The organism is Helicobacter sp. WB40, assembly GCF_027859275.1.
GTDB lineage: Bacteria > Campylobacterota > Campylobacteria > Campylobacterales > Helicobacteraceae > Helicobacter_D > Helicobacter_D ibis.
Genome location: NZ_JAQHXS010000001.1, coordinates 79,252 through 101,669, shown reverse-complemented (window position 1 = coordinate 101,669; position 22,418 = coordinate 79,252). Strand labels below are relative to the sequence as shown.

Genomic DNA, 22,418 nt, shown 5'->3' with positions numbered 1-22,418 from the left:
TACATAACCTTGCATATATGATCTTTAGTTTTATTATAACTTATAAGAGGTTAATTATTAATATTAAGAAAGCAGACTTCATTAGGAATCCCAACTTAGGATTCCTAATAATTAATCATCATTTTTTAATGATAAATAAACTAATACAACAGACATGTAAGTAACAAGCCTAAATGCATCAGGAAGACCATTCCATGTTTTGCTCATCCACATTGCAAACCATTCTCCAGCTACAACTTGGAATCCAAAAAACCACAAAAGGCAGCATAGAGTTAGAGAAATAATCCCATATACTTTGGCTTTGTGAAAACTATCTGCATCAAGCCTAATAGCCTTTAGCATATGATAAGCCCCAATAAGTGCGGTAATAGCTATTATAGTTTCAGTAATAATTACACATATATACATAAAATGATGCATAAAAGTATCAGTAACTGCACGATATTCTATTGCTTTACCCAAGTAATCAGGCTTTGTATCCATGCTCATCATGTGCTTTACAAACTGATAATTTGAATCATAATCAGTAATATTACCAAACACCACAACCAACGCTAAAGCAGCAACGCTTAGTAGCACCATAATTTTTGATAAACGAATAATAAAAGAAATATTCATTTGTCCTCCAAAAAATTATATTAATGCTTTTGTTGTAAGGCTAAAAAGTCAAAGAGCCGACAAGGAAGACATAATTTATATGCCTCTTGTCGGTGAAATTTTAATATAACTAAGTATTTTGTCAAACAATATGCTTAAGAAAATAAAAGTTTTTATAAGCTAGAATCTGCACTTGCTTAAAACTAAAGGGTATCATCGATGAAAGTTAGAGTATATTATGAAGATACAGATTGTGGCGGAATCGTATATCATAGCAACTATTTAAAATACTGCGAGAGAGCAAGAAGCGAGATGTTTTTTAAAATAAATTCTAGCCCTTTTCAAAATGGAATAGGATTTGTAGTAAAAAACATGAATATAGATTTTTTAGCTACCGCCAAATTAGGTGATTTACTAGAAGTAAAGACGCAATTATTAAAAATCAAAAATGTATCAGTTGAGCTAAAACAAACGATATACTTAGAAAATACAAAAATTTTTGAAGCCCAAATCTTGCTTGCATGTATGGATTCTAAAACTAGCAAACCAACAAAGATTCCGCAATGGGCAAATGAAGTATTTCAAATATTAGGACAATAATATGGAAAAACCACAAATACAATATCCATGCACTTGGAATTACAGAATCATAGGAGAGAGCAAAGAAAGGCTTGTAGAAATTGCATTTGATATAATAGACACGAACTTTAACCACACTCCACAAATGCAAAGCAAAAACGGAAAATATCACAGCATAAATATAGAAGTAGTAGTGCAAAATGAAGAACATAGAAATGATATTTTTAAAAAACTCCAAAAACATGAGGAAATAAAGTTTGTTTTATAGAATCTTTTTTGTCTTGCTTTTATGCCATGTAGCAAATGCACAAATAGCCCAAAACTGCCTAAAAGAAAGCTATGATGATATTTTACACATAGATGATTTAACTATTACATTTAGAGATTCAACTACTTTACAATGGAAAGACAACTCACAAAAAATCTATGAAGAAAAATTAAACAATCCATTTATGTCTTATTCATTTGATACAAAATATCCAACACAAATGTCACAAAAACCAGAACTAGATAGCTCAAGAATTAGGGATATAAAGTTTTTTAAAAAAATATATGGCACTTCAAAGCAAAGCGTTGAAAATAATTTAGAAAAAATAAAATGGATAGATGAATCTTATGTGCTTTTTAATACCAAAAACAATGCAAGTGAAGCACTAAAGAGAGTGATACACAATTTAAAAACTCTAAAAGAAGAAAATAAAAAATATCTAACAAACATAGGTGGAACTTATAAATGGAGAAATATTGCAGATTCAAACAACCTAAGTCCTCATAGCTTTGGGATTGCAATTGATATAAATGTAAAATATTCTCGCTATTGGCTATGGGATATACAAACAAACAATAATAAAAAAATAGAACAAATACCAGCACAAATAGTAGAAATCTTTGAAAATGAAGGATTTATATGGGGTGGAAAATGGTGGCATTATGATACCATGCATTTTGAATATCGCCCAGAGATTCTATGCTTTAGTAGGCACGATGATAGATAAATTTCAAGCTATAATAGATGTCCGCTCTCAAAGAGAATATGCTCACTCTCATATACCAAATGCCATTAATTATCCTGTGCTAGATGATGAAGAATACGAAAAAATAGGCACACTTTACAAAAAAGATTCATTTTCTGCAAAAGTAAGAGGTGCTAGTTTGGTGTGCAAAAATATCAGCAAACATTTAATGCAATTAGAAAATATAATAACCCCTGCAAAGCCATTTTTAATATATTGTGCAAGAGGAGGAATGAGGAGCAAATCATTTTTTGTTGTATTAAAAAACATAGGATATCAAGTAACTAGACTAGAAGGTGGTTACAAAACATACAGAAAAGAAGTTACAAATTATTTGGACAAAACTCCAAAACATAAGTTTATAACCCTAGTTGGCAAAACAGGCAGTGGCAAAAGTGAGATAATACAAAACTACAAAGATTCAATAGATTTAGAAAACCTAGCACAGCATTTAGGTTCTAGCTTTGGTGGCATATGTGGGTTTCAGCCAAGCATTAAACAATTCCAAAATATGCTATATGACAAAATGATAAAACTAGAACAAGCCCCATTTGTCCTAATAGAAGGAGAGAGCAAAAAACTAGGAGAAATAATCATTCCATCAAAGCTATATCAAAGCTATCAAAACTCGCCAAAGATTCTAATAACCTCTCCACTAGAACATAGAATCCAAAGAATAGTAAAACAATATGGAGTAATAAGTAGAGAATTTTTTCAAACTTCAATGCAGAAAATTTCGCCATTTATGGAGAAAAGATTCTGGCTAGAAGCACAAGAAGCATACAATAAAGAAGATCTAGAAAAAGTAGCTGAAATACTACTTGTAAAATACTATGACAAAGTCTATAAAAAAGACAATTATCAAGCTAAAATAGAAGTCCAAAACATAGAAGATTCTATGCCTAAAATACAAAAAATTGCCAAAAGCTTAATAAATGTAGAATAAAAACACAATTCCTAAAATTATTCTATAAACACCAAATGGAATAAAATTAAATCTAGATATAAATTTCAAAAACACTTTAACCGCCAATAGAGCACTAAAAAAAGCCGCAATAAACCCAACAAGCAAGATAGTTAGGTTATCCATATTTAATACTTCATGACTTTTATATATGCTATATAAACTAGCTGCAATCATAGTAGGAAGAGCTAGTAGGAAGGAAAATTCAGCAGCCGTCTTTCTATCACAACCAAGCAATAGCCCACCTATAATAGTTGATCCACTGCGAGATGTCCCGGGAATCATTGCTAATGCCTGAAAAAATCCAATAATAAAAGCATTTTTATACGAAATATCTAAAGTAGATTTTGCAGTGTGATTTTTATCTTTATACAACAATTCTATAACTATAAAAGCCACTCCACCAACAATAAGCATTATAGAGACAACAATTGGAGAAAATAAATTTTTAATATATGGGTATAATAAAAATCCTAAAGCACCCGCAGGTAAAAACCCTAAAATAAGCTTAATCCATAACGAAATTCCCTCTGTAAAAAGCTTTTTTAAAAATACAAACAACACCGCTAAAATAGCACCAAGCTGTATTACAACTTCAAAAGTTTTGTGAAATGTATCTTGCTCTATCCCAAGCAACTCTGAAGCAAGTATCAAATGTCCAGTAGATGATATTGGTAAAAATTCAGTTAAACCTTCAACTATTCCTAAAATTATTGCACTAATAAAATCCATTAAATAACCTAAATATAAAAATAGTGGCAATTCTAACATAAAAAACGAAACATAATTAAAAAGTTGTGTATAATACATAAATTTAAGCTTAAAAAGGTATTGGTATGTTTAGAAGAATCTTAATTGCAAATAGAGGCGAGATAGCCGTTAGAATAATCCGTGCGTGTAATGATTTAAACATCGAATCTGTAGCAATATATTCTAATGCTGATAGAGATAGTCTGCATCTTAAAATGGCAACTAAGACATATCTTATAAGCGATGATCCAATAAAGGGCTACTTAGATCCTGATTTAATAATCCAAGCAGCAAAAGAGACTGATTGTGAAGCCATACATCCCGGATATGGGTTTTTAAGTGAGAATGCAACTTTTGCAAGAAAAGTTGTCCAAGCAGGACTTGTATGGATAGGACCAAATTATGAAGTAATAGAAAATATGGGAGATAAAAATAAAGCAAGAGAGCTAATGCAAAAAAATGGGATTCCAATAGTTCCCGGAAGTGATCCTCTAAACAATCTAGATTCACACTCAAGAGCAAAAATAGCAAACAAAATAGGCTATCCAATAATCCTAAAAGCAAGTAGCGGTGGCGGAGGAAGAGGCATTAGAGTTGTATATAACGAAAGTGAGCTAGAATCTTCTTTTGAAGCATGCAAAAGAGAGGCTTTGACATTTTTCAAAAATGATGATGTATTTATGGAAAAATATATACAAAATCCAAGACATATAGAATTCCAAATACTTGCTGATAACTATGGAAACACGATACACTTGCTAGAGAGAGACTGCTCAATACAAAGACGACATCAAAAACTAATAGAAATAGCACCAAGCCCAACAATGAGTAGCGATCTAAGACGAAAAATGGGTGTAGTAGCAGTAGCTGCTGCAAAAGCCGCAAAATACACAAATGCTGGAACCGTTGAATTCCTACTAGATGATGATAATAAATTTTACTTCATGGAGATGAACACAAGAATCCAAGTAGAACATGGAGTAACAGAAGAGATAACTGGGTTAGATTTAATAGGGAGACAAATAAGAATTGCAAATGGAGAGATTTTAGACCTAGCACAAAGTGATATACACGCTCAAGGCTATGCAATAGAAGCAAGAATTAATGCTGAAGATGTCAATAATGACTTTTTGCCAAACCCTGGAGTGATAACAGCATATTATCCTGCATTAGGACCTTTTGTAAGAGTGGATAGCTATATTTATAAAGGGTTTAAAATACCTCCATTTTATGATTCAATGATAGCAAAGCTAATAGTTAGAGCCACAAGCTATGACTTAGCAGTGCAAAAGCTAAATAGAGCATTAAATGAATTTAAGATTCGAGGCGTCAAAACCACGATACCTTTTTTGATTAATATTTGTAATGATAAGGATTTTAGGAGAGGACATTTTGATACATCTTATTTAGAAGAAAAATTGCAAAGTTTGCTACCACAAGAAACAAAAGATGAGAGTGATTTAATAGCAGTAATTGCTACTGCACTTGCAGCACAATTTGAAGAACAATAAAAGATAAAAAATGGAATGGAAAGCAGATAAATATTTAAAATTTAAAGAATACAGAAATCTAGCTAACATTGATTTAATAAATGCAATTAAAAGACATGGTAATTCTTATAGCAGCATACTAGATTTAGGTTGTGGTCCTGGAAATAGCACAACTCTACTAGCACAAACTTTTAAAGATTCAAAAATACTAGCTTTAGATAACTCACAAAATATGATAAATAAAGCAAAAAATCTAAAACTAAAAAACTGCACCTTTGAATTATGTGATATAGATAAAAACTTAAACACAACAAATAAATACAACTTAATATTTACAAATGCCTCAATCCACTGGATAAAAAATCAAACAAAACTTCTAAAAAATATCACAAATATGCTAGAAAAAAATGGAATCTTTGCTATGCAAATACCACTAGATTCAAAGTCTATCTTCCATAAAAGTGCAAAAACACTTATAAAAAAATATAACACAAAGATAGATAGAATCTTTTTCTCCCTTCCCTATGCTAAATATTACGATATTTTATCAAAGAAGTGTAAAGTAGAAATGTGGGAGAGCACCTATTTTCATAGATTAGATGATATAGATTCAATTCTACAATGGTATGAAGGCTCAAGCCTTACTTCATACACAAACAAATTAGAAAAAGATTCACAAAAAGACTTCTTAGATGAGCTATTAAAAATACTAAGCCAAAAAATAAAACCACAACAAAATGGGGATATATTACTTCCATTTCCTAGACTATTTATAATTTCTAAATATTGCTTTAAGTAAGATTTTTATATCATTAAAGTTTATTTTTATTTTAAGGGATTTTTATAATGAAAAGAACATATCAACCACATAACACTCCAAGAAAAAGAACTCATGGCTTTAGAGTAAGAATGCAAACAAAAAATGGTAGAAAAGTAATAAACGCTAGAAGAGCTAAAGGCAGAAAAAGACTAGCAATATAATTGGGCTATAAACTTGGTAACACTCACAGAAAAACAACACTTTAACAAAGTCTATAATAGCAATAAAAAATGGCACACGGCTTACTTTGTGCTGTTTTTTAAAGATTCAGAGACAAAGAGAGTTGGTTTTAGTGTATCCAAAAAAGTTGGAAATGCGGTGTGCAGAAATCTTATAAAGCGAAGACTAAGAAGTCTGTATCGGAAATCAGAATCAGATACCATAAATGGGGATATGATACTACTTGCAAAACAAGGTATAGATAAGGCTTCATACAATGTCTTACAATCGCAATACTTGCACGCATTATCTAAGTTGAAGTTGGTTGCAAGATGAGCATTATTGACTGCTATCAGAAATATATATCAAGGCTAATTGCACCAAACAAATGCAGATACTTTCCGACATGTTCTCAATATGCAAAAGAGTTATATAAGTTTGATAATCCATTTAATGCAACAATAAAGACGATTTTAAGAATCCTATCTTGCAATCAACTCTTTGCTGGTGGAGTTTCATATCCAAAAATAACAATCAATACATCAAAATTAAAATTAAAAATACAAAATCCAAAATATTTTCTGTATTGGTTTATCCCAACTAACACCAATTATGCAAACAAACAACAGGTGTATATAATAAAAAACTACAACAAGGCAATCAAATGTTAGATAAATTAGACAATTTAAACTCACAAACAAGAATTCTTTTGGCAGTGGCATTAGCATTATTGTTTTTTGTTCCATATAGTTACTTCTATGCACCACAACCAACTGATACAAATGCAACAAAAAGCACACAAATATCAACTCAAGCTAACGCGCCAAATGCACCAACACAAGAAACTACACAAACACAAAACATAGATAACGCAACACAAAGCACAACAAGCACAGATATAATAGCTACTATTGATTCAAAGAATTTCACATACACAATCGACAATCTAGGTAGAATCTCACAAGCAACGCTAAAAGAAGAAAGATATAAACTAGATTCAAAGCCACTTGAATTATTCTCAACTTCATTGCAAAACGACCCAAAGCCACTTGAAATCAGATTCTCAAATCAAGTATTAAATCAAAAAGCATTCAATATTCCATACACTACAAGTAGTGCAAAATTAGATATAACAAATGATTCTAAGATCATAACTCTAACACAGAATCTAGGTGAGATTGTGGTTGAAAAGATAATTACCTTTTATCCAAATGGATATTATGAAATCACAATTAATATCCCGGAGAATTACCCATACTTCATATCAACTGGTATGAGACCTAGTGTAGAAAATGACGCCTATGTTTTTAAAGGAGTAATAGTTAAAAATAGCGATGGAACAATCACAACAATCGAAGATGGAGACCAAAGCGAACAAAGTAATTTTGCAAAATCAACAATCCTAGCTGCTGTTGATAGATACTACACTACTTTACTTTTTGATAAAAATGGTATGGATTCTGTTATCTTAAACAATAGCAAAGATAATCCTATGCCTTTTATAAGCATAAATGGAAGCACAAAACTACAAGGTTATATAGGGCCAAAAGACTATAGATTACTACAAAGTATAGATCCAGTATTAACTGATGTTGTGGAATATGGAATTATAACCTTCTTTGCCAAACCATTATTCTTGCTATTAGAGATTCTATATAATCTAGTTGGAAACTGGGGTTGGGCTATTGTTTTATTAACAATAATAGTAAGAATCGTGCTATATCCTCTAACATATAAAGGCATGGTATCAATGCAAAAGCTAAAAGACTTGGCACCAAAGTTAAAAGAGATTCAAGCGAAGTATAAAGGTGATCCTCAAAAGCTACAAATGCACATGATGGACTTATATAAAAAGCATGGTGCAAACCCAATGGGAGGTTGTCTTCCTATATTATTACAAATGCCAGTATTTTTTGCTATTTATAGGGTTTTATACAATGCAATAGAGCTCAAAGGTGCAGAGTGGATATTTTGGATAAATGACTTATCAGTTATGGATCCTTATTTTATCTTGCCTATTTTAATGGGTGCTACAATGTTCTTACAACAACATCTAACACCAACTGCATTTAGCGATCCTATGCAAGAGAAAATCTTTAAATTTTTACCACTTATATTTACTATATTCTTTGTTACATTCCCATCTGGTTTGGTGCTTTATTGGTTTGTTAATAACATATTCTCAATATTGCAACAATTAGTTATAAATAAAATGTTAGCAAACAAAAAAGAAAAAGAAATCGCTGAACACAAACACTAAAATAGGAGTAAGTAATGAAAAAAATAGAAGCAGATACATTAGAAAACGCACTAATTAAAGCTTCTAACGAGTTTTCATGCTCTATAATTGATTTAGAGTATGAAATTATTCAATACCCAAGTGCTGGATTTTTTGGCTTTGGCAAAAAAAGTGCGATAATATGTGCACAAACCAAAACACCACAAACTGAAATTCAAGCTTCAAACACAGAAGAACAACCACAAACAAGCACACAAACAACAAAAGACCTAAATACAATATCTCAACAAGTAAAACAAGAACTAGAAGAACTACTATCATATTTGCCATATAGTATTAGTTATATATTAGTTGAACCATATGATGATAATACTCTATATATAAAGCTAGATGGTGAAGATTCTGCATTATTAATAGGCAAGGAAGGATATAGATATAAGGCTATTTCATATATGATTTTTAATTGGATAAACCATAAATACGACTTAATGGTAAGGCTTGAAATTGCTGAGTTTCTAAAAAATCAAGAAGAAATGATAGCAAACTATCTGCTACCAACAATAGAAACAATCAAACTACATGGTAAAGCCCAAACTAAGCCATTAGATGGAGTTTTGGCATATATTGCATTAAAGCAACTAAGGGATGAATTTCCAAACAAATACATATCATTTAGACTAAATAATAATGGCGAAAGATACATAATTATAAATGACTTCTACAACCAATGACACCATAGTAGCTCCGGCTACTACTTATGGTAAAAGCTCAATAAATATAATAAGACTAAGCGGAAAAGCTTCTAGAGACATACTAGATAAACTAGCACAAAAGCAGATTAATATAAATCACAAAGAAGCAAAGCTAATCAAGATATATTTTGCAGATGGAAGTTTGCTAGATGAATGCATAGCTATATATTTTAGAGCACCTAATAGCTATACAACGGAAGATGTAGTAGAAATTCAGTGTCATGGTGGTTATTTTATTGCAAAAAGTATATTAAGTGAATGTATAAAGCATGGTGCAAGAATTGCAAATGCTGGAGAATTCACAAAAAGAGCATTTCTAGGAGGCAGAATCGATCTAAGCCAAGCACAAGCAATAGCTAAATTAATAGAAAGCAAAAATAAACAAAGTCATAATATGCTAATGCGACATCTAAGCGGGGAAATGCGTGATTTTTGCCATTCTTTAAGGCAGAATCTAATAGAACTATTAGCACATAGTGAAGTTTTTATAGATTATAGCGATGAAGATTTACCAAACGACCTAATAAATAGCATGGTTACAAAGCTAGAAAATATCGAACAAAAACTACAAAACCTAATTGATTACTCAAAGCATAAACAAGCAACAATAAAAGGTCATAAAATATGCATAATAGGCAAACCAAATGTAGGAAAAAGCACTCTTTTAAACACATTATTAAACGAAGATAGAGCAATCACAAGTGAAATAGCAGGAACAACAAGAGATAGTATAGAGGCTGAATTCATATTTAGAGGGCATAGCTTGTTATTGATTGATACTGCAGGAATAAGAGATAGTAAAGACCTAATAGAGCAAGAAGGCATAAAAAGATCTCTAAAAAAAGCACAAGAAAGCGATATATTAATAGCAATATTTGATATAAGCAAAGAGCTAACTAAAGATGATACAGAAATAATAAACATACTAAAGGAAGCAAATAAAGAAGCATTTGTAATTCTAAACAAAAATGATTTACAAAGCAAGTTTGACATTGATATAATAAAAGAGTTTTCTCCATTTAAAATATCTCTAAAAGATATAAACGCCACAAATGAAGATTCTCCATTATCTGATTTTAAGAATTCTTTAGAAAACCACCTAAATAAAAGCGACAATATAGAATCTCTAATTCTTAGTTCAGAATATCAATATCATGCAATAAATAACTGCATAGAAGCAATCAAAAATAGCAAAGAACCATTTTTGTTTGGGGAGTTAGAATTATTTAGCTTTCATATAAATACAGCTATAAAAGAAATCGCTAAAATAACAAAACCATACGAGTATAGTGAAGTATTGGATAGCATTTTTAGCGATTTTTGTCTTGGAAAATAACTACTTTATAAGTAGCATTCTAGGTAATAAAATAAGCGATGAAATAAGCATTAAAATCATAACTGCACTTGTAATAATCCCAAAATAAATCGTAGGCACAAAACTACTACTAGTCATAGTTAGAAATCCAATTATAATTACAACAGCAGTGTAATACATGGCATTTCCTATTGATTTATGTGAGCTTCTTATTGCAGTCTCTTTTGAGTTTGTCTTAATTTCTTCTTTGTATCTATGAATATAGTGTATTGCATGATCTACACCCATTCCAAGAGATATAGCAGCAATAGTAGCAGTCATAATATCAAGACTAATACCGCTAATACCCAAAATCCCAAATACAACACATAGCGGAATCATATTTGCCACAAATGCAATAATTGCAAGTTTAAAACTTCTAAACACAAGCACAAAAAGCACAAAAATAATAAGCATAACAAATAATAAAGTATCAACTTGTGAGCTAATTAAACTCTGTAATAAATCATTATACAAAACCATAAGTCCATTTACTTCAAAGCTTACATTTTCACTCTCTAAAATATTTGCTAGTTCTAGCTTTACTTGTTTTATAAACTCATCTCTCTTTAAGCTAGATGAAGAATCAAGGATTCTAACTACAAATCTCAACTCATCTTGTTGTATATTTGCATAAGGATAGAAGAGTTGCGATTTTAAAGATTCATCTAAATTATCATAAAGAAACGAAAAGGTAAATCCATCTGGCTTTAAGCCTAATTCCTCTAATAATAGTGAGACACTATGCAAACTAAGTATAGACCCAGCATATTCATTCTCTAAAAAATACTCGTGAATCTTTTTTGCTATCCTTAGTTTTTCTTCGCTAAAGAAATACTTATCCTCTTTTGCCAACTCTTCAAATTCACTTTCAAACTCATCATTAATGCTATCTTTTGTTTCGTTTGTTGCAAATTTCACTATAACTTCAAGAGGTATTGTACCTCCTAGGTTTTCATCAATTACAAGTAGCCCCTCTTTGATCTCACTACCACTTTTAAAATAATTAATAAAGCTATTTTCAACACTCAAATACCTAATGCCATAAACACTAAATACAACACATAAAAATGCAACAAAATAGATTCTAAGCTTATTGTTTATCGCAATATTTGAACTAAACTCTAAGATTCTAAGACCAAGTGAGACAAACTCAACTTCTCTAGGAATCCTAACAAGCATCATAAATGACATAAAAATAACAAAAGTAAAAATAAGTGCAACTAAAACACCAATTGCCATAACTACACCTAAATGCACTATTGGCATAATATTTGCAAACATAAGCCCTAAAAAACCTATCATAGTAGTGGCAATAGCATAAAAACTAGGAGTGGTTTTCTGCAATGCAGTAATTAAAATTAGTCGTTTTTTATCTGCATTTTTGTATTTTTTTATATTTTCTAAATAAGAGACTATTAGATGTATTATCAAAGATATATTAACAACAAATAAAATAGATATATAATTTGATGAGACTATTGTTATTTTATATCCTAAAAGTGCAAAGATTCCACTGCTTATAACAAGTGTAAAAATACACACAACAATAGATAAAATAACAAAGCTAAGATTCCTAAAAAATAACCACATAACAACTGCTAAAATCAAACCAAGCAATAAAGTATAAACCAATAAATCAGACTTAATATAATAAACAATATCATCAACTATTAAAGGCACACCACCTATATACATCTCATCTTTATAGCTATTTTTTATTTTCTTTATCTCATCTATTGTGTGGCTATAATCAAATCCACTTTTCAAAAAAACGACAATTCCAGCAGTTTTTGAATCTTCTGAAATTATATTTTCTTTAAAAAATGGATTATTTAAAATTTCTTCTTTAGCAAGATTTATGTCTATTTGTGGAGATAGAATATTTGCATTAGCCTTTATATTATCTTGTAAAGAAAAATCTTTAATACTCTTTAGAAGTGGTGCATTTGCTATGCTTAGCGTTGATTGCACCGCATCTAGTTTGGAAATTTTTTGCAAGAGCTCCTCTATAAATGCAATTGAATCTTTGCTAAACACATCTCCGCTCTTAGGGGTATAAGCAAGAAGCAAAAAATCACTACCTTGATAATTTTGAACTATATTTTCATAGGTTTTGTAATTTTGATTATCATCATATACTAAGCTTTCTGAACTTGCATCAATAGAGATTCTAAAAGCAAAAAATAAAAAGAATAAAAAAATAGACAAACACAAAAGAAGTGTCAGTCTATAATGATTAATAACACCAGAAAATATTAAAGATAAAAAATTATTCTTCTGCAAATAGCTCACCACTTTTTAATCTATCAAAAACACCATCTATACCGCTACTTTTTAGTATATCAGCAAACTGCGAACGATAAGTCTGCACAACACTAATACCAATAATATCTACATCATAAATCAGCCAATCATTATTCTTTGGATAAAACTTAAAAATTATATAGCTTAGTGCTCCATCAATAACGATAGAAGCAGTTAGATTATAGCGATTCTCCTTTATTTGTTCACCACCTACAACCTCGATTGTATTATCCTTATATAGCTCTAATTTAGAAGCGAAATTTTGTTGCAAACTTTTCTTATAATAAGATACAAACATCTCCTTTTGTCGATTATCTAAGTTATTATACTCTTTAGACAAAGACAACTTTGCCATAAGCTCATAATCAAACATAAAATCAAATAATGCAAATATCTCATCGGCCATAATCTTGCTATCTTTGTTTGTTTTTACTATTTTCATACTTTTATCAATTCTAGCTTTCATCTCACTTTCTATGCTATCAAGCGGAAGTGCATATAAATTAACACAAAGCAAAGCACAGCACAAAATCACAAATACTTTTTTCATATTATCTCCTAATTAATTCATCTCTGTATTGTTCATAAGAATCTCTAATAAGCAAATAACTATCACTAGAATCTTTTCTAAATTCATCAAATCTAGGCTTATTTACAACAAAATAATTTATCTCCTTTAGTGCCCTAACGCCAACAGATAAATAAAATGGGTCTAAATAATTTATAGGATAGATTAAAGAATCTAAAGGCATAGCAATAGAATCTCTTAAATTGCTAGGTCCTAAAATTGGCAACACCAAATAAAAGCCAGAACCAAATCCATATCTACCAAACAATACACCAAAGTCAGATTTATTAGCATACAAACCATTACTAGTAGCAATGTCAAATACACCAAAGATTCCAACCGTGCTATTTAAAGCAAATCTACCAACCTCATTATAAGTTTCTTCCATTCTAAAAGATAGAAGATTCGTTAGGATATTTAAAGGAGAAAATAAATTATTAAAAAAATTATACACGCCCATTCTAAATCCCAAAGGAACCACTGTATTATAAACATCTAGCATGGGAGAAAATACATAATCATATAATTGCCAATTAACATCACTCATAAAACGATTATAATTCTCCAATGGGTCATTTACAGCCTGTATATACTCTTCTTCAAATTCTTCTAGTTCGCTCAAATTAGCATAAGAAATATTTTGCAAACTGCAAACTAACAATAATATTGAAATTATATTTTTCATAAAACCTCATTTAGTATTTTTTCTGTTATTGTCTCTATATCTCTCTTTAAGCTTATTTCGATTTCTTCTGTTTTACCATGTGGTATGAACTTATCTTCATATTCAAAAGACGCTATTTTTACATCTAAATTATTAAAATTAACAAAACTACACAAACTCTCTGCAACCCCACCAATTACATTGTTTTCGCTAAAGACATACCATCTTTTATATTTAAGCGCTAATGCTTTTAGAGATTCTTCAGGCAATGGCTTTAAGAATCTTAAATCAACAACACCGCACTTTAACTTTTCTTCTAATTTTTTAGCACAAAAATACGCACTTCCAACGCCATTTCCATAACCTATTAATAAAACTTCACCTCCTTCTTGCAAAATTTCTAACTCACCATATATAAACTTGCTTGATGGAATCTCATCTTTAAGTTTAAAAGACTTTCTAGGATAACGAAATGCACATGGAGATTTATCAAAATTATTTGCAAAATAAATTGCCTCTTTTAATGTCTCATTATCTCTAGGTGCAAATATCGTAAAATTCGGTATCATCTTTAAATATGCTATATCAAATACCCCTTGATGCGTCTCCCCATCTTCTCCTACAATACCTGCTCTATCAATTGCAAATTTAACAGAAGTATTCATAATGCCAACATCATGTATTATCTGATCAAACCCTCTTTGCAAAAATGTCGAATAAATAGCCACAAATGGCTTATATCCCTCTTTTGCCAATGCACTTGCTTGTGTTACTGCATGCTGTTCCGCTATTGCCACATCCCAAAATCTATCTGGCAACTCATCTATTAATAAATCCAAGCCCGTCCCACTAGGCATTGCCGCTGTCATTCCAACTATCTTAGAATCTTCTTTTGCCAATTGTAAAAGTGTCTCTGAAAATACTTCTGTAGGACTTTTAATAGAGTTTTTAGAGCTTGAAGACTTACCAGTTTTTATATCAAACGCTCCTACTCCATGCCAATTCTCCAAATGCCCTTCAGCATATGAATAGCCCTTGCCTTTTAAGGTTTGCACATGGACAACGACTGGTTTTTTTAGTTCTTTTGCTAATTTTAAAGAATAAATCAAGTCTTTTAAATTATGTCCGCAAATAGGACCTATATATTCTAAACCAAACTCTTCAAAAAGCATACCCGGAGTAATTAGCTTTATAGATTCTTCAAATCTCTTTGCTAGATATGTTGCATTTGGCATATTGTTTATTATGTTTGCAATCTTTCCTTTTAGATTCTGAGAAAACTTGCTGGCAATCGCCTGTGATAAATATTTGCTAATAGCGCCTATAGGCTTTGCTATACTCATTTCATTATCATTTAAAATGATAACAAAAGGATATTTCCTCTCTCCAAGCTCATTTAGTGCTTCATATACCAACCCAGCACTCATTGCTCCATCACCTATTAATGCAACTGGGATTCTTCTTTGATGATTTAAATAAATAGCCTTTGATACACCAACTCCAAGTGAAATAGAAGTAGAACTATGTCCTGCTATGAAGTAATCGCACTCGCTTTCATCTGGCTTTGTAAATCCACTAATTCCACCAATTTTTCTAAGTGTAGAGAAGCTATCCCATCGTCCAGTTAGAAGCTTATGAGCATAAGCTTGATGGCTAACATCAAAAATAAAAGGATCATTTGGATTATCAAAGACACAATGCATAGCAATTATAATCTCAACAGCACCCAAAGTCGAACTTAAATGACCACCATTTTTAGACACAACTTCTAATATTCTGCCTCTTATCTCATCTGCTAACTTGTCTAACTCTACATAATCATCATCACTATATTTGTTTTGTTTTAACAACTCTATGTAATGTTGTGATAAAGGCATAACTAACCCTTGTTGTCTAATATTGATTTTTTCAATGTTTCAAACCGTAAATACAAATCACCATCAATATTGCCTTCATTACTTAAAATAACAACACCTCCCTTTGCTATTGCTTGATCTGATTCCAAAACAATATTATTTAAATCTTTCAAGCCTTCCTTTAAATCCTCCAAATCTCCTGGAAATACCTTTAGTGTAACTTGTGCATTTTGTGCTACATTTTCCAATAATGTCCTAGCAAGAGAAGCAGCTATTTTTGCACTATTTGCACTTACTTCAGTGGTTATTACTTCTCTTGCTATATCTAGCGCTATTGAGCTTAGTTCCTTCTCTAAATTCATTATGTGATTTTTTGAATTTGCAATATTTTCATCTATTCTTTGTATGCTTAGGGAGTATAACTCTTTTTGACTATTTATCTGTGCTTCTAACTCCATTTTAGCCTTTTGATATCCTTCTTCAAAAGCCTTTAGCCTAGCTTCCTCTCTTGCCTCATTTACTCTTTGTCCTATTTCTTGCTCTTGCCTATTAAATTGCTCTTGTAATTTTTGTAAAGATTCTGCTAAGATATCACTTTTTTGTAAAATCTTATCTACAACTTCAGCTTCAAATAGCTTTAAAGATGGCACATCAACTACTTCTTGTGTATTTTCTTGAATCTCTTGTGCTTGAGGTATATTTTCCTCTACACTTTGAGGTTCTGCAATAGGCATTGCCTGTTGTATAGACATCTGTTGTTTATCATCATCTTTTTGCTTTTTTGTCATATCCATATTTCTAAAGCTATATTTTTTTATATCATGCCTTGACTTGTGGGCTTCAGTGATTATATTTTCATGTTCGTTAATATTATTCAATGGTATCCTCTTGTTCGCCAATTTGAATCACTCCCTGTTCAGAGAGAGATTGCACACTCTCAACAATTCTTCTTTGTGCCGCTTCTACTTCTTTAACCTTTACAGCACCCAAAAATTGCATTTCCTCCAAAAATTGCTCACTAGCCCTTTGAGACATATTTGACATAAATTTTTGCTTTAGCTCCTCTGGAGAAGCCTTTAAGGCTAATAACAAATCTTTTTTATCTACAATCTTTAGAATCTCTCTAATAGCGTTATTATCAAGCTTTTCAATATCTTCAAATGTAAACATCATCTCTTTAATTGCAGCTGCAAGTTGATCATCTATTTGTTCGATATAAGCAATAGTTGCCTTAGCCGCCTTTTGCCCAAGCCTATTAAACACTTCTGCAACCGCTCTTGTACCACCAACTTCAACTTTATAGCTAGTAAGAGATTCAAGCTTATTTTCTAGCACCGTTGATACTCTTTTTACTACATTTGGAGAAATATCTCCCAAGTTTGCCATACGAATCGCAATTTCAGCCCTTAAATCATCAGAGAAAAAATTTAGCGTTTCAGCTGCATTTGTAGGGTCCATGTGTGCTAGTATCAAGGCTATTGTTTGAGGATGCTCATGAATAATGAAATCTGATAGCTGTTGTGGACGCACACGAGATAGATAGGCAAAGTTTTGAGAACTTTGCATAGATTTTGCAAGTTTATCAAGCACCTTTTTAGCTGCTTCAGGTCCAAGTGTCCTATACAACAACTCTTTTGCATACTCAAAACCACCAGTTGAGATGTATTGATTTGATTGAAAAATAGCATAAAACTCCTCTAAAATAGCAGCTGCTATTATCTTATCTACACCAGAATTTTGTGCTATATATTTTGAAATTTCAGTAATTGAATCCAAATCTAGGTGAGAAAAAATTTCACCAGTTATTTCATCACCCAGCTGAACTAGCAATATAGCTATCTTTTCAGACATTGATAATTCATCATATTGTGCCTGTTGTCTTGGACTAAGAGAAATCGATGGCATTAGTTCTTCCCTCCTTTATTAATATCAAGTCCTAGCTCATCATGAACTAAAGTTTGGAACAAATTAGCTAGTTCTGCAGGTTTTTCAGTAGCTAACTCCTTGATTTTTTCTAACAATACATTGTATTTTATCTCATCTTCATTAGAACCAGCACCAAAGCCTAATTGATCCTCGATTCTTCGCCTCATTTCATTTAATCTATCGCTATTTTCTTCTTCATCTTCATCGATTTTTAGAAGAGATTCAATTTCTTCTTCCTCATCAGCCCTTGCCTCAAGCATTCTCTCACTAAATGGAACAATAACTTTCTTATAGAAGAAGAATAATATAAGCCCAACAATAGCATACTTAAGAAGTGGCATAAATGGTGCTAGTAACGCTTGGGTAGCATCTAAGAATCTCTCCAAAGGAGTTCTAGCTTTAAAGCCAGATAGTTGACCATTTAGCTGAAAATTACTAACTGATACTTCATCGCCTCTTTGTTGATTGTAGCCTATTGCTTGTCTAACTAGAGCCGTGATTTGCTCCATTTCACCTTCACTTAGTGCTGTATATTCTAATTTTTCAACACCTTGTTCATCTAGTTGCTTTTGATATTTTCCATCAACTACAACTGCAGCTGATAATCTCCTAATTGTCGCAAACTCTCCTTTTATATTCGAAATTGTTTTACTTATTTCATAATTTGTTGTTGTTTGAGATTTTTCGTATTTTTCTTTTGTATTATCATCATCTAAACCTTGAACAGGTCCTATATTGCTCACAACTCCGGGCACACCGCCTATTTCTTTTGGTCTAAAGCCCTCTCTTTTTTCTTCTAAATTTTGCTCACTTCTTACTACATTGTTTGGGTCATAATATTCTTGTGTGCTTTGTTTTTGTGCGAAGTCAAATTCTGCTGTTACCTTTGCTACAACGCCCTCAACACCACCTGTAATAGGTGCTAATATATTTACTATCTTTTCTTCTAAAGAGCTTTCAAAATTTGTCTTATATCTAAGTTGTGCTGCTGCTAACTCTCTAGCTCCGCCAAGCTCGTCAAGCTCACTTAAAGGCTCACCTCTTTCATTTACCACTTCTACATTTTCAATAGTTAAATTCGGAACAGCAGATGAGACGATGTTTTTAATACCAGAAATTTGTTTTGGAGTTAGTGTCTGTGCAGGTTTAAATACCAATACAACAGAAGCAGTAGGTGGCGTTTGCTGACTTACAAACACGGTTTTTTCTGGTTGCGCTAAATGCACTGTTGCTTTTTGAATCGGTGATAAACTCTCAATAGTTCTAGCTAACTCGCCTTCTATGGCTCTTAAATATTTTATTTTTTGGTCAAAATCAGTAGCACCAAAATCCTTTGTATCAAAGATTTCAAATCCTATCTTGCTACTTTTTGGTATTCCATTACTAGCAAGTTTCATTCTTTGCTCATAAACAAACTCTTGAGGAATTAAAATTGTATTATCTTTTGGTATCTTGTATGGAATCTTATCTTGTTGCAGTTGCTGAATTATAAGTGCTCCATCTTCTGGCATGACACCTTCAAACAACACCGCATATCCGGGATATAACACACCAGCTTTATTATTGCTTGAATTCCAAATAATAAGTGCTGAAATAAAGCCAACTATCGCAACTATCGTAGCTAAAATTACTATTTTTTGCTTTTTATTTAGCCTCTTATATAAAGCTCTAATTTGTTCAAATAATGCTTTTAAATCCAAATTCTATCCCTATAATTGCTCTAAAAATCTGCTAAAAACTTCAAAGAATCTCTCATTTTGAGACTTAGTACCTATTGTTATTCTAATAGCATTTAAATTGTATGATTTTAAATCTCTTATAATTATACCCTGCTCTAAGAGATACTTACATACTTTTGAGCTATCAGCCATATCATCTAGTATAAAAGTTATAAAATTAGCAAAAGAAGGCAAATATTTTATATTATGACTTTTTGCAAACTCACAATAAAGTGGCATTTGTTCTTTTACTAGTTGCAAACTCTTATCCAAATATATCTTATCTTGTAAAGATTCCTTTGCTGCAACTAATGCAAGACTATTTATATTAAATGGTGGCCTAACTTTGTTTAAAGCATTAATTATTTCATCTCTTGCAATTCCATATCCAATTCTTAAACCAGCTAGTGCATAAACCTTAGAAAATGTCCCTAAATATATTACATTAGAATATTTTTCTATTAACTCTTTAGGGTTTATGCCTTTTTTGTCATCAAAATATAAAGCATATTCTTGATAAGCACCATCTATCACAACTAAAGTATCGCTATCTATCCTATCTAAGAATCTAAATACATCTTCTTTGTTTAAGCATTCTCCTAGCGGATTATTTGGAGTGCATAGGAATATCATGCTTGGCTTATGCCTTTGATACTCACTATAAAACTCATCTAAGTTATGAAAATCACTACTTGTGCGTATAGTCTCAACACCAAAAGTCTTAGCATATATCTCATACATAGCAAAGGTAGTCTTAGCCATTAATGCTTTTGAGTTAGGATATGATTTTACATGCATACAAAACTCGATTATTTGATCGCTACCAGAGCCTAAAATTAGATTATTTGCAGATATTTGATAGTGTTGTGATAGGGCTAATTTTAAATCATATGCAGAGTCATCAGGATATAGGTTAAGATTACTTATGGATTCCTTTACTGCATTAAGTGCTAACTGGCTTGGACCTAGTGGATTTTCATTTGAAGCTAATTTTATTATGCTACTAGGCTCAATTCCAAATTCTCTGACAACCAATTCTATTGGTTTGCCAACCTCATAATTATGAATCTCATCTAATAGCCTATTAAAAGTCATATTTCACAGCACTCCAAACACAAAGTTATAACGCAACATAAACCATAATTGTAGCAAAATTTTAACCTTTTATCATATTTTACAAAATCATTCTCATCATGTCTATAAACTGATCTATGTTGTTGTTTGGTATAAAGTATTGCACGCCACACTCTTTTGCCTCTTGCATTTCTTTATCAGATAGTTTACTTGGCACCATAACGCAAAAAAACGCAACTTCTCTACCTTCAAGCTTCTGTAATTTGGTATATAATTGAACATAATTCGTAGCCTTCATACCATTTACTTCCCACTCCATTACGATTATATTGAAATTATTAGACTTCAAAAGAGAAAGACTGCTTTTAGGATTATTTGAAGATACTACATTTAAGTCCTTGTCAAAATGCTCCAAATACTCCATGTATCTTTTACTATCATCTTGGTCTTGTTGGATTAACAATATATTTTTCTTAGAAAATGTCTCTAAATACTTCAATAATTCAAAAAGTTCTTTTGTTTCATGTCGAATCTTACTTTCATCAAGACTTCTTAAGAAGTATTTTAAAAATGTCTTTGAGCTATAAGTGCCTGTAATTCCTGCTTCAATAAAGAATCTCCTAACACTCAAACTCTTCTTAGCTCTCTGCCACAATAAAGCATCCAAATCATAAGCCTTAGAATTTAATAGCTTTATAAAATCAGATTTAAGTTCAGCAATTAGTGGAACATAGCTTCTAAGAAACTCATCAAAATATTTTTCTTCAAAATCCTTTCCAGCTTGTGTAATTTTTTCTAGCTTTTCTTTTTGTTGTTGCAAGTAATGTAGTAAATCAACATAACGCTTTCTGAAGTGCTTAAGATTCATCTGTGCATGTAAATATCCTGCACTACCATTATCTCTCCTTGCTGCAAATTGTTCTTCCATATTTTTTAAAGTCGATGCCATTGAAGCTTGTTGCACACTTCCACTTGCGATAATACTTTTAGTAGATGAGATTGCTTCTTCATTTTTTACATATTCTATTTGTTTTGCTAAAAATATCTTTTCATAAGAATATTGTGGTGGGTGAGATGATTTTTTAGCAAAAGATTCATATTCTCTATCTAGTTTTACAAGCTCTGATTTTAATGTAGTAAGTGCAGTATTAGAAATAGTGCTATCAAGCTCAAATAAATCATTATAAGCAGTAAGCAAGAATCTCTTTATCCTTAAAAAATCAAGATTCTTACCGGAATTTATGTCTTTTTTGTATGTTTGCATCAAGTTTTCAACACCACCAAAAAAATCATAAATGCAATCTCTAATACTCTTTGTTTGTCTTATTATATAGTCTGTTGCTTCAGTTGTTTTAGGCTTTACTAGAGTTACCTCCTTTTTATCAGATAGCTCAAATTCTACTTCTAAATTTGGCACAATATCCCTAAAATCTCCTTGCCAAACATCTAAACTAAAAGCAAATTTTCGCTTATTGTATGCTTGTTCTATCAGCCCTTTGTGAAGTTTAGTATCCAAGCCTATTAGATACCCTGTCATCTTAACCTTTTCCAAACTATTTTTAATTTAAAATTATAACAAATTATACTT

The 22,418-nt window shown here is 31.4% G+C and carries 23 protein-coding genes; 12 read left to right on the top strand and 11 right to left on the bottom strand.

Annotation, left to right across the window (positions count from 1 at the left end):
• Window positions 1–111: 111 nt before the first annotated feature.
• Complete coding sequence (locus tag PF022_RS00595) at window positions 112–618, bottom strand: DUF2165 family protein (RefSeq protein WP_271022437.1); 507 nt, start codon at window positions 616–618, stop codon at window positions 112–114.
• A 198-nt stretch (window positions 619–816) separates the two neighbouring features.
• Between PF022_RS00595 and PF022_RS00590 the strand changes: the two genes are divergently transcribed.
• Genes PF022_RS00590 through mnmH form a run of 4 tightly spaced genes read left to right on the top strand, consistent with a single transcriptional unit; the run spans window position 817 to window position 3,135 of the window.
• Window positions 817–1,197, top strand: a complete 381-nt coding sequence (locus PF022_RS00590) for a YbgC/FadM family acyl-CoA thioesterase (protein WP_271022435.1) — start codon at window positions 817–819, stop codon at window positions 1,195–1,197.
• A gap of 1 nt (window position 1,198) precedes the next feature.
• Window positions 1,199–1,444, top strand: coding sequence for an HP0495 family protein (locus tag PF022_RS00585; protein WP_271021216.1), 246 nt, complete (start codon window positions 1,199–1,201; stop codon window positions 1,442–1,444).
• Window positions 1,434–2,171, top strand: a complete 738-nt coding sequence (locus PF022_RS00580) for a M15 family metallopeptidase (protein WP_271021217.1) — start codon at window positions 1,434–1,436, stop codon at window positions 2,169–2,171. Before PF022_RS00585 ends, PF022_RS00580 begins: the two co-directional genes overlap by 11 nt.
• Window positions 2,107–3,135, top strand: coding sequence for a tRNA 2-selenouridine(34) synthase MnmH (gene mnmH, locus PF022_RS00575; protein ID WP_271022433.1), 1,029 nt, complete (start codon window positions 2,107–2,109; stop codon window positions 3,133–3,135). Before PF022_RS00580 ends, mnmH begins: the two co-directional genes overlap by 65 nt.
• Here mnmH and PF022_RS00570 read toward each other — a convergent pair.
• Entirely contained in the window at window positions 3,118–3,885 is a 768-nt protein-coding gene (locus PF022_RS00570) for an undecaprenyl-diphosphate phosphatase (protein WP_271021219.1), read from the bottom strand. The genes mnmH and PF022_RS00570 overlap by 18 nt on opposite strands.
• Before the next feature lie 104 nt (window positions 3,886–3,989).
• Between PF022_RS00570 and PF022_RS00565 the strand changes: the two genes are divergently transcribed.
• Genes PF022_RS00565 through mnmE form a run of 8 tightly spaced genes read left to right on the top strand, consistent with a single transcriptional unit; the run spans window position 3,990 to window position 10,699 of the window.
• Window positions 3,990–5,414, top strand: a complete 1,425-nt coding sequence (locus PF022_RS00565; RefSeq protein WP_271022431.1) for an acetyl-CoA carboxylase subunit A — start codon at window positions 3,990–3,992, stop codon at window positions 5,412–5,414.
• Between the two features lie 10 nt (window positions 5,415–5,424).
• A complete protein-coding gene (locus tag PF022_RS00560; protein ID WP_271022429.1) occupies window positions 5,425–6,192 on the top strand; it encodes a methyltransferase domain-containing protein in 768 nt (255 codons plus the stop codon).
• Window positions 6,193–6,239: 47 nt separating this feature from the next.
• Complete coding sequence (rpmH, locus tag PF022_RS00555; protein ID WP_026943676.1) at window positions 6,240–6,374, top strand: 50S ribosomal protein L34; 135 nt, start codon at window positions 6,240–6,242, stop codon at window positions 6,372–6,374.
• A gap of 13 nt (window positions 6,375–6,387) precedes the next feature.
• Entirely contained in the window at window positions 6,388–6,708 is a 321-nt protein-coding gene (rnpA, locus tag PF022_RS00550) for a ribonuclease P protein component (protein WP_271021222.1), read from the top strand.
• Window positions 6,705–7,043, top strand: a complete 339-nt coding sequence (yidD, locus tag PF022_RS00545; protein ID WP_271021223.1) for a membrane protein insertion efficiency factor YidD — start codon at window positions 6,705–6,707, stop codon at window positions 7,041–7,043. The genes rnpA and yidD overlap by 4 nt, the downstream gene beginning before the upstream one ends.
• Entirely contained in the window at window positions 7,037–8,632 is a 1,596-nt protein-coding gene (yidC, locus tag PF022_RS00540; protein WP_271021224.1) for a membrane protein insertase YidC, read from the top strand. The genes yidD and yidC overlap by 7 nt, the downstream gene beginning before the upstream one ends.
• Window positions 8,633–8,646: 14 nt before the next feature.
• Entirely contained in the window at window positions 8,647–9,342 is a 696-nt protein-coding gene (locus tag PF022_RS00535) for a Jag N-terminal domain-containing protein (protein WP_271022427.1), read from the top strand.
• Window positions 9,323–10,699, top strand: a complete 1,377-nt coding sequence (gene mnmE, locus PF022_RS00530) for a tRNA uridine-5-carboxymethylaminomethyl(34) synthesis GTPase MnmE (RefSeq protein WP_271022425.1) — start codon at window positions 9,323–9,325, stop codon at window positions 10,697–10,699. Before PF022_RS00535 ends, mnmE begins: the two co-directional genes overlap by 20 nt.
• Here mnmE and PF022_RS00525 read toward each other — a convergent pair whose 3' ends face one another.
• The 9 genes from PF022_RS00525 to PF022_RS00485 all read right to left on the bottom strand — a co-directional run bounded on the left by PF022_RS00525 (window position 10,700) and on the right by PF022_RS00485 (window position 22,367).
• Entirely contained in the window at window positions 10,700–13,003 is a 2,304-nt protein-coding gene (locus PF022_RS00525; protein ID WP_442908564.1) for an efflux RND transporter permease subunit, read from the bottom strand.
• Window positions 12,990–13,574 carry a Tgt2/MlaC family protein gene (locus PF022_RS00520; RefSeq protein WP_271022421.1) on the bottom strand — a complete coding sequence of 195 codons (585 nt, stop codon included), beginning with the start codon at window positions 13,572–13,574 and terminating at the stop codon, window positions 12,990–12,992. Before PF022_RS00520 ends, PF022_RS00525 begins: the two co-directional genes overlap by 14 nt.
• Window position 13,575: 1 nt before the next feature.
• Window positions 13,576–14,277, bottom strand: a complete 702-nt coding sequence (locus PF022_RS00515) for an MlaA family lipoprotein (protein WP_271022420.1) — start codon at window positions 14,275–14,277, stop codon at window positions 13,576–13,578.
• Window positions 14,274–16,133 (bottom strand): 1-deoxy-D-xylulose-5-phosphate synthase, encoded by a 1,860-nt coding sequence (gene dxs / locus PF022_RS00510; RefSeq protein ID WP_271021229.1) that lies wholly within the window; start codon window positions 16,131–16,133, stop codon window positions 14,274–14,276. Before dxs ends, PF022_RS00515 begins: the two co-directional genes overlap by 4 nt.
• A gap of 2 nt (window positions 16,134–16,135) precedes the next feature.
• Complete coding sequence (gene fliH, locus PF022_RS00505; protein ID WP_271021230.1) at window positions 16,136–16,990, bottom strand: flagellar assembly protein FliH; 855 nt, start codon at window positions 16,988–16,990, stop codon at window positions 16,136–16,138.
• Window positions 16,983–18,017, bottom strand: coding sequence for a flagellar motor switch protein FliG (gene fliG, locus PF022_RS00500; RefSeq protein WP_271021231.1), 1,035 nt, complete (start codon window positions 18,015–18,017; stop codon window positions 16,983–16,985). Before fliG ends, fliH begins: the two co-directional genes overlap by 8 nt.
• Complete coding sequence (fliF, locus tag PF022_RS00495; protein ID WP_271021232.1) at window positions 18,017–19,738, bottom strand: flagellar basal-body MS-ring/collar protein FliF; 1,722 nt, start codon at window positions 19,736–19,738, stop codon at window positions 18,017–18,019. The genes fliG and fliF overlap by 1 nt, the downstream gene beginning before the upstream one ends.
• 9 nt (window positions 19,739–19,747) lie before the next feature.
• The gene (gene hisC, locus PF022_RS00490; protein WP_271021233.1) at window positions 19,748–20,851 is read right to left on the bottom strand and encodes a histidinol-phosphate transaminase; all 1,104 of its coding nucleotides are present in this window, start codon (window positions 20,849–20,851) and stop codon (window positions 19,748–19,750) included.
• Window positions 20,852–20,930: 79 nt separating this feature from the next.
• Entirely contained in the window at window positions 20,931–22,367 is a 1,437-nt protein-coding gene (locus PF022_RS00485) for a hypothetical protein (RefSeq protein WP_271022419.1), read from the bottom strand.
• Window positions 22,368–22,418: the final 51 nt, after the last annotated feature.